Here is a 3,494-nt window from a genome sequence, read left to right on the forward strand (position 1 = left end):
CTCCCTGGCCGCCGAACGCGGCGCAGCCCCAGCCGTACGCCCCGGCGCCCGGCCCCGCCCAGGCGGCCGTACCGCCGCAGCAGGCCCAGGCCCCGGCCCCGGCCCAGCAGTGGCAGCAGTCCGGCCCGGGAGGCCCCGGTGGTCCCGGCGGCCCGGGGCCGCAGGACCCGCGGTACCAGGCCTCCCCGGCCGGTGGCGCCCCCCTCGGCTACACCGCCGCCGTGGAGCTGTCCTCGGACCGCCTGCTGCGCAACAAGCAGAAGCCCAAGAGCAACCGCTCCGGGTCCGGTTCCGGCTCCCTCTTCCGCATCGGCGGCAAGGCGGCCGAGGCCGAGCGCCAGCGCAAGCTGGAGCTCATCCGGACGCCCGTGCTGTCCTGCTACCGCATCGCCGTCATCAGCCTCAAGGGCGGCGTCGGCAAGACCACGACGACCACCGCGCTCGGCGCCACCCTCGCCACCGAGCGCCAGGACAAGATCCTGGCCATCGACGCGAACCCGGACGCCGGCACCCTCGGCCGCCGCGTGCGCCGCGAGACCGGGGCGACCATCCGCGACCTGGTCCAGGCGATCCCGTACCTGAACTCCTACATGGACATCCGGCGGTTCACCTCCCAGGCCCCCTCGGGCCTGGAGATCATCGCCAACGACGTGGACCCGGCCGTCTCGACGACGTTCAACGACGAGGACTACCGGCGCGCGATCGAGGTCCTGGGCCGCCAGTACCCGATCATCCTCACCGACTCGGGCACCGGTCTGCTCTACTCCGCCATGCGCGGGGTCCTCGACCTGGCCGACCAGTTGATCATCATCTCCACCCCGTCCGTGGACGGCGCCAGCAGCGCGAGCACCACGCTCGACTGGCTCTCCGCGCACGGCTACGCCGACCTCGTCGCGCGCTCCATCACCGTCATCTCGGGGGTCCGCGAGACCGGCAAGATGATCAAGGTGGAGGACATCGTCCAGCACTTCGAGACCCGCTGCCGCGGTGTCGTCGTGGTGCCGTTCGACGAGCACCTCTCGGCCGGTGCCGAGGTGGACCTGGACATGATGCGGCCCAAGACCCGCGAGGCGTACTTCCACCTCTCGGCGATGGTGGCCGAGGACTTCGTCCGCGCGCAGGCACAGGCGCAGCAGCAGCCGTACGGGTACCCGCAACAGCACCCCCAGCACCAGCAGTACCCGCCGCAGCAGCAGCCCCACCAGCCGCAGCAGCAGCCGTACCCGCCGCAGCAGCCTCCGTCCCCCTACGGCCAGCCCGCCCAGCCCCCGGCGCCCGGCCCGCAGGCGCCGCAGGCCCCGGGCCCGTACGGGCAGCCGCCCCAGCCCTACGGCCAGCCGCCGCAGCCCTACCAGCCGCAGCCCGGCCAGGGCTGGCCGCAGCAGCCGCCCACCGCCCCGCCGCAGGACCCGCGCCAGCAGCAGTGAGGCACGGCCGCCGAGGCCACCTACGGCGAAGGGCCCGTACCGTCCAGGTCAGGACGGTACGGGCCCTTCGCCGTAGGCGCAGGAGCAGGAGCAGGAGCAGGTCGGTCAGCCGGCCGTGGCCGCGTCGTGCGCCTCGGTGAGCGCCCGCGCCTGCTTCACATCGTCCGCGATGGCCTCCAACAGGCCTTCCAACGACTCGAACTTGGCCATGCCCCGCACATAGGCGAGGAAGTCCACGGTGACGTGCAGCCCGTACAGGTCCAGGCCGACGCGGTCGATCGCGTACGCCTCGACCGTCCGCTCGGTGCCGTCGAACTGCGGGTTGGTGCCGACCGAGATCGCCGCCGGCATGCGCTCGCCGTTCGCCGTCAGCCAGCCCGCGTACACGCCGTCGGCCGGGACGGCGGTGTGCGGGAGGGTCTCGACGTTCGCCGTCGGGTAGCCGAGCTCGCGCCCGCGCTGCGCCCCGCGCACCACGACGCCCTCGACCCGGTGCGGCCGCCCGAGGATCTCGGCCGCGCCCGCCATGTCGCCGGCGGCGACCAGCCGGCGCGCCAGCGTGGAGGAGAAGGCCTCGCCGCCGCCCGCCGTGCCGCGCACGACCAGGTCGATGACCTCGACGTCGTAGTCGTAGGTGGTGCCCAGCTCGCGCAGGAAGTCGACGTCCCCGGCGGCCCGGTGGCCGAAGCGGAAATTGGGGCCCTCGATGACCGCACGCGCGTGCAGCTTGTCGACCAGGACCTTCACGATGAAGTCGGCCGGGGACAGCTGGGAGAACTCCGCCGTGAAGGGCAGGATCAGCAGCGCGTCGACGCCCAGGCCCTCCATCAGCTCGGCCCGCCGGTGGTGCGGGGCCAGCAGCGGCGGGTGGCTGCCGGGGCGGACGACCTCGCTGGGGTGCGGGTCGAAGGTGACGACGACGGCCGGCACACCGAGCTCGCGCGCCCGGGTCACGGCCCGTCCGATGATCAGCTGATGCCCGCGGTGGACACCGTCGTAGGAGCCGATGGTGACGACGCTGCGTCCCCAGTCCTGGGGGATGTCCTCCAAGCCACGCCAGCGCTGCACTGTGACCGCTCCTCGCCCGAACCCGTGTCGTACCTGTAGAGATTGCAGGTCTAAGACTGCCATGCCGCTGGTCGCGGACCCGCATCGGCGTCCGACCTCACGCCAGGGTCACGTCAAGTTTGCCAGGTCGCGGTCAGGGCCCCGCCGGTGTCTCGACCGTCCGTCGAGCGCGGCCGGCGACCATCCGCCGGGTGCCGGGTCCGAGCAGGGCCGCGGCCTGGGCGGTGTCCTCGGCCAGCCAGCGGGCCAGCAGCTCGCCGAACGGGGGTTCGGTGCGTGCCAGCTCCACCGTCCGCCGCTCGAACAGGGCCGGCCCGCCGGGCGTACGCAGCAGCAGCCGCCCGGTCCGCCGCAGCAGCTGCCGGGTGCGCTCCTCCGGGCAGCGGCCTGCCCCGTGCGCCAGCGCCCCGAGCACGGCGTCCAGCACCCCGGGGTCCTCCTCGGCGGTCAGGAGTACGTCGGCCAGCTCGCCCCGCAGCTCCCGCGAGTCCTCCCCGCCCGGGGCGGCGAGTACGCCGGCCAGCGCGGCCCGGACCTCGGCGGGCCCCCGCAGCAGCCCGGTCACCAGCGGCTGGACCACGCCCCGGGCGGCCCGGCCCTGCTCCAGCCGGAGGTCGACGAAGACGGCGGCGTGCGGAGCGTCCTCGGGGTGGCCGGCGAGGCGTTCACGGACCAGGTCGCCGGCCCGGCGGGCCAGCGCGGGACCGGTCAGGGCGGCCAGCGCGCGCAGCACCTCGCCGTCGGCCCGGGCCCGCAGGGCCTCGAAGACCCGGTCGACGTCCCGGGCGTCCTCCAGCGTCGGCAGCACCTCCACCAGGGCCTCGGCCGGCAGTCGCGAGGTGCCCTGCCGGAAGCACTCCACGGCGTGCGGAAGGTGGCGGGCCCGCTCCTGCGGGTCGCGCAGCAGGACGGCGAGGGCGCTGCCGTGCAGGGGGGTGTCCGCGGGCCGGGCGAGCAGGGACCGGGCGGCGAGGCGCAGCAGGTCGCGGTCGGCCGGGG

The 3,494-nt window shown here is 74.8% G+C and carries 2 protein-coding genes and 1 pseudogene; 1 reads left to right on the forward strand and 2 read right to left on the reverse strand.

Annotated features, from left to right (window positions below):
- Window positions 1-1,427: MinD/ParA family ATP-binding protein (locus GPJ59_RS34635; protein WP_258025370.1), on the forward strand; the 1,427-nt coding region annotated here is incomplete at its 5' end.
- Window positions 1,428-1,532: 105 nt separating this feature from the next.
- On the opposite strand, the gene GPJ59_RS34640 is transcribed toward GPJ59_RS34635, so the two are convergent.
- Window positions 1,533-2,495, reverse strand: coding sequence for a bifunctional riboflavin kinase/FAD synthetase (locus GPJ59_RS34640; protein WP_219671999.1), 963 nt, complete (start codon window positions 2,493-2,495; stop codon window positions 1,533-1,535).
- Window positions 2,496-2,628: 133 nt separating this feature from the next.
- Window positions 2,629-3,494: pseudogene (locus GPJ59_RS34645) on the reverse strand (serine protease); the annotation flags it as partial.

Source organism: Streptomyces bambusae (genome assembly GCF_019400985.1).
GTDB lineage: Bacteria > Actinomycetota > Actinomycetes > Streptomycetales > Streptomycetaceae > Streptomyces > Streptomyces bambusae_A.